The organism is thiotrophic endosymbiont of Bathymodiolus puteoserpentis (Logatchev) (assembly GCF_900127505.1).
Taxonomy (GTDB): domain Bacteria; phylum Pseudomonadota; class Gammaproteobacteria; order PS1; family Pseudothioglobaceae; genus Thiodubiliella.
Genome location: NZ_UEXF01000008.1, coordinates 1 through 5,763, shown reverse-complemented (window position 1 = coordinate 5,763; position 5,763 = coordinate 1). Strand labels below are relative to the sequence as shown.

Genomic DNA, 5,763 nt, shown 5'->3' with positions numbered 1-5,763 from the left:
AAGCCTGATTTGTTTATCAGAAAGCCTGATATGTTTCGGAGTGTGGTTTTTGAAAGTAGGGAATAACGTGGTGAAACCTGACAATTAAACCTATTAAACCCAATTTAGCAGACGCATTTTATGCATTAGGTGAATTGCATGATGCTTTCAAGGATTTTGAGAGGGACGATACACCGCCAATAGAAAGAGAAAATTTTGATGAATAGTTATATTTTGGACACCAATATTTGTATTTATATTATCAATCAAAGCCCGCAAAATGTATTGAAAAAATTTCATGAGTTGGATTATCGCCAAATAAGTATCTCTATTATTACTTACGGTGAATTATTTTACGGTATTAGTAAAGGTAATAATTTTGCTAAATCAAAAATAAGTTTGGATAAATTCACGCAAAATATCCATATTATTCCCATTGATAGCAATGTTGCCAAGCATTATGGCGATATTCGTGCAAAATTATCTAAGCAAGGTGATATTATTGGCAATAACGATCTTTGGATTGCCGCTCATGCACGCAGTTTAGACGCCACACTGGTTAGTAATAATCTTAAGGATTTTGAGCGTGTCCAAGGGCTAAAAACTGAGAATTGGGTTGGGTAATAAAACATGATGAAGCAATATTTACAACTATTTAAGTATTTAAAAGAATTTGCTAAATTACGCAATAAAGTAATCAGGGATATTAAGCAATATGATTATGTTTTTCTTGATGCTATTCCTAATAATGATTTTTTCTACAACACTGTTAAAATAGATGATAAAAAAGATTTTTGGTTAAAACTTAAAAAGCCAGAAGAACCACAAGAACCTATAAAACCACAGATAGAAACACCCAAGGAGTTAATCAACTGGCTTGAAGATTTATACAATGAAGATAATGATCCTATTATAAAAACAGAAATAGAGCATAATGAAGTAACTCTATTTTTGGATGACAAGCCAGAACTGAAAGAAAAATTAAATAACTATATCGACAACCACTGGACAGGTGACTTGTCACAATATCAAGTAAAACATCAAGAATATCAACAACAAAAAGCAAGATATGACAAGAAATTAATTAAATACACAAAACTATTTAAACTTTATCAACAATTTTTTAAATTTTATGAAGAATTAAAAAATAATAGCGAAACTCATGAATTAATTATTGCTGTTGGTTTATTCAACCACCAACAAAATAACGATACTCAAAAATATTATCGCCATCTTATCATTCAAATTGCCGATATTGAATACAGTAATGCCACTATCACAGTTAAGATAAGCGATGAGAATCCAGAAGTTGAAGATGACTTTATTTTAAAAGAGTTTGATAATAATAGCATTCAGGAGGCTAAGAAAATTTTTGAACAGAAGATTATTAATGAACAGAATGATGATATAGATTTATTAGATAGAGAGAGTGCAAACAAGATTGTTAGAAACTTTTCAGATGGTATTGGCGTAGAGCAATATCATGATCAAATATCTGAACCTAAAACAACTAACTACACAAGTATTTCTTATGCTCCAGCACTAATTCTAAGAAAGAAAAATACCAGCAAACTTAGCAAAGCATATGAAGAGGTTGTAAAAACTTTAGAAAAGCAAGAGCAGCCAAAAAAAATAAAACTTATTGATTACCTGCTTGGTCAAAATAGTCAAGATAATGAAAATAGAACTTCAAACAACACAACACCACCAGAAACTATTTATTTTCCATATTCTGCCAATCAAGAACAAGAAGAAATACTTGATAAAATAAAATACCATGATGCTCTTGTAGTGCAAGGACCGCCTGGAACAGGAAAATCACATACCATTGCTAATTTAATTTGCCATTTGCTTGCAACAGGTAATAAAGTATTGGTAACTGCACAAACTAAGCGCGCTTTAGAGGTGTTAAAAGATAAATTGCCTGATGAATACAAAAGTCTTGTGGTTAATTATTGGGGTAGCGACCAAGCCTCTAAGGATGATTTAAGTAGTAGCGTTGAAGCGATTAAAAATAAATCAGAGAATTTCAATTATATTGATAAAACAAATAAATTGGATCAAGTTAAAAGAAATATTGCTAAAACTACCAACAAATATAAAGAAATTGTTAGACAAGGAACTGAAAAAATTAACAACCCTAAATACAAAGGTATGTTGGTTGATGTATTGGAGCAATTAAAGGCTGATGAGCAAAAATTTGAGTGGTATCAAGATAAATATAAGGATTGTGGCAATAGTAATTTAGAGCATCAATTCAATGAATTTATTAAATTTAACGAAACTTACCCATTATTGGATTTTGATACTGTTTTAGATTTAAAAAAATTACCAACACTAGATGAAATTAAAAAATATCATCAATTAATAGAAAAGTGTGGTGATTTATCTTTGGCAGAATATGATATTCAAGTGTTAGAGGATTTAATTAAAAAGTTACCAGCATTAGAGATATTAAAAGAATTGGATGATATTACAATTACCTATCCTAATAAAGACCTTAATATCCTAAAAAATCACGCAGAAATATTGCTTAAGTATTTGACTAATGGTAATAGGCTAGATGGTGTTGGTTTTTCTATTGGAAAGATGTTCTTATCCAAAGAAATAAAAGAAAAACTCTATTTTATTGAAGCAGTTAAAGTGAATGATAGCGACTGCGATACCATGGGAGAATTTGAACAGGTTGTCAAAGATATAGAATTGAAGCAAACATTTGATAAATTAAAAAAAATGTGTAATTCTGATTTTGAGAATGAATATGAGAAAAAATTATTATTTTATCAAGATGTTGTCTCATTGCATAAATTAAAATTAAATCAAGATTTGGTAAGCAAGTATAAAGAAATTGATTTTACAAAACAAGAATGGCGTGAGCACTATCAGAATATCTATGACAAGGTGGAGCAGAAAAACCAATTTAAGGAAATTTGGCAACAATTAAGTGAAAAAATACCCAATACAATCGAAAGAATTCTTTCTGGCGATACAATTACTTTCACAGACTTACAAGATGCATTTTACTTTAAACATGCTCAAAATGAGGTGCAACCATTATCCCAAAAGGGTGCAATAAGTGTTTTAGAAGAAAGTATCAAAGATAATAAAGCCAAAGCACAAAAATTAATTACCGATATTGGTGCGGATAAAGCATGGAAATACACGGTTGACAAACTTCAAGATAGGTCGTTAAAAACTGAGTTAAATCTTTGGGCAAAAGCAGTCAGTAATATCAGTAAAACAGAAAGTAAACGCACACAGAAGTGGCGAAAAATTGCTAAACAAAAAATGCAAGAGTGTAAAGATGTTATTCCCTGTTGGATTATGCCATTACAACAGTTAGCAGATACCATTACCCCACAGCAAGAGATGTATGATTATATTATTGTGGATGAGGCTAGTCAATTAGGTGTTGATGCAATGTTGTTGTTGTATTTAACTAAGAAAATTATTATTGTTGGTGATGATCAACAAACTGCACCAGAATATATTGGCGTTAATGAACAAGAGGTTGACAACGCTATTGATAAATATTTAGAAGATATACCTAATAGGAAGTTTTATGGTGTAGACGGTAGTTTTTTCGACCGTGCAAAGGTCTATTTTGATAAAATCACTTTGCGTGAGCATTTTCGTTGTATGCCTGAAATTATTGAATTTTCCAATCAATTGTGCTACGCTTCTCATACTCCACTTTACCCACTTAGGACTTATTCTAAAAAGCGCCTTGATCCACTAAAAAATACATTTTGTGATACAGGTTATACAGAGGGGAGAGGTAGTAATATTAACAATAAGCCTGAAGCAGAGGTTATTGTTAATGAAATTGCCAATATTATCCAAGATGAGCAATATGAAGGTAAAACCATTGGTGTTATTGTTTTACAAGGCAATGCTCAACAAGATATTATTCATAATTTATTGCTAGAACAAATTGACAGTAAAGACTACCAAGAAAGAAAAATAATGGTTGGTAGTCCTGCTTCATTTCAAGGTGATGAGCGAGATGTTATCTTTCTGAGTTTAGTAACAGCCCCTAATCATGATAGGAGGGCACTGACAACAGATAAAGATAAAAGACGCTTTAATGTCGCCGCAAGTCGGGCTAAAGATCAATTATGGCTTTTTCATTCGGTGCAATTAGAAGATTTAACCAACTGTAATGATTTTCGTCATAAACTTTTAAACTATATTGTTACTTACGATACGCCAGAATCTCAGCAGCGTCGGTTAATCCCTGTACCTAATCCAAAACCAATGTATGGTGAAGAACCTAAACCACCTGAACCTTTTAGAAGTTGGTTTGAAGTGGAGGTTTATAATGATATTATCAATAAAAGTTACAATGTAGAACCTGCGCATAAGGTAGCAAAATATACAATTGATTTAGTCGTGTTTTGTGCAGATGGCACAAAAATTGCTATTGAGTGTGATGGTGATTATTGGCATGGTGATGAGCAATATGAGAAAGATATGCAGCGTCAAGAAATATTAGAACGGGCTGGCTGGCAATTTTTTCGTATTCTTTATTCACACTATATTAATGATAAACATCAAGCAACCGCTCAACTTTGGGATGTGTTATCCAACCATTCTATACAACAGAAATTTACACAAGAAGAACAGATTAAAAATATAGAGTCCGAGCAGTTATCTATTTTCAAACAAAGTGAGAATAAAGCAACAAAAACACTTTTTTTAAATCTTTATCAATCAGGCAATTATATCGTTTCTAAAAATGAGAAAGAAGATGCAGACTTTAGCTTGGCTATTGGCGAAGAATATCAACAAGGTTATTTATTGCAATGTTATGATAATGGGCATATTAATAAATTCGATGTTCCTGTTTTATTGTCTCGTAAATTAGATAAAGAATATCAGAATGGTTTTAATATAAAAACAAATGACAAACTACCCCAGTTATTGTTAATCAAAAAAGATGAAATTATTGGCATTGCTTTTACTGAAAATGGTGAACGAAAGTTTAAAGCACATTTAACTGAAAAATTACCAACAAAAGACAATCTTTCTATACAAGGTTATAAAGCTATTTACAATAAAAATGTTGTTACCAACGTGCAATACAATTTGATACCAATTACAGCCTATAACGATATTAAAAGAGTCACCCTAAAAAGCTTTAGCGCTGATGGTAAAAAACTTAACAATAAGTATTATAAAAAAGAATGGCAAAGTTTGGAAAAATTGAATAATAACACCAAAATAGGATTATTGGACTTTGAATGACTAAAAACCTGGTAATTTATCAAGCTAAAAATGGAGCGATTGAGTTAAAATTAGATTCAAATGTAGAAACTGTTCGGGCATCTCAGAAAGATATTGTTAATATTTTTGACAAAGATCAGTCTGTTATTTTAAGGCATATTAAGAAAATATTGTTTGATAAAGAAGTTGATGAAAAAAGCAATATGCAAAAAATGCATATTGTAAATTCTGACAAACCTATTGTTTATTATTTGTTAGATATTATTTTAGCAGTAGGATACCGCACTAATTTTGCTAAAACCATTCAACAAGGAAACTAATGTTAGCCTATATCGGACTGGGTTCAAACCTTAATAACCCTAAACAACAGATTAAAGATGCGTTGATTGCATTAAATAGTGTGCAAGATGTAAAGGTGGTAGCCTTGTCGAGTTTGTATCAATCCAAGCCGATTGATGGCTCAAAGCAGCCAGATTATATTAATGCTGTGTGCGAAGTAGATACGCATCTAAGTGCATTGGAATTGTTGTATGTCTGTCAGGACATTGAAACTAAGCA

4 protein-coding genes are annotated in these 5,763 nt (G+C 31.4%); all 4 read left to right on the top strand.

From position 1 onward, the window contains the following. The first annotated feature begins 198 nt into the window (after positions 1–198). Positions 199–603 carry a type II toxin-antitoxin system tRNA(fMet)-specific endonuclease VapC gene (vapC, locus tag BHECKSOX2_RS00760; protein WP_139682063.1) on the top strand — a complete coding sequence of 135 codons (405 nt, stop codon included), beginning with the start codon at positions 199–201 and terminating at the stop codon, positions 601–603. Between the two features lie 6 nt (positions 604–609). Then, on the top strand, positions 610–5,226 hold the full coding sequence (locus BHECKSOX2_RS00755; protein WP_139682062.1) for an AAA domain-containing protein: 4,617 nt from the start codon (positions 610–612) through the stop codon (positions 5,224–5,226). Continuing rightward, positions 5,223–5,525: a virulence RhuM family protein gene (locus BHECKSOX2_RS00750; protein ID WP_139682061.1), complete on the top strand. Its 303-nt coding sequence runs from the start codon at positions 5,223–5,225 to the stop codon at positions 5,523–5,525. The genes BHECKSOX2_RS00755 and BHECKSOX2_RS00750 overlap by 4 nt, the downstream gene beginning before the upstream one ends. Further along, positions 5,525–5,763, top strand: a 239-nt coding sequence (gene folK, locus BHECKSOX2_RS00745; protein WP_139682060.1) for a 2-amino-4-hydroxy-6-hydroxymethyldihydropteridine diphosphokinase, incomplete at its 3' end; no start/stop codon positions are given. The genes BHECKSOX2_RS00750 and folK, both read left to right, overlap by 1 nt.

Excerpts from the sequence above, each read along its gene's own strand:
- BHECKSOX2_RS00755 (WP_139682062.1), top strand. The coding sequence starts at position 610 with ATGATGAAGCAATATTTACAACTATTTAAGTATTTAAAAGAATTTGCT.
- BHECKSOX2_RS00750 (WP_139682061.1), top strand. The coding sequence starts at position 5,223 with ATGACTAAAAACCTGGTAATTTATCAAGCTAAAAATGGAGCGATTGAG.
- vapC (WP_139682063.1), top strand. The coding sequence starts at position 199 with ATGAATAGTTATATTTTGGACACCAATATTTGTATTTATATTATCAAT.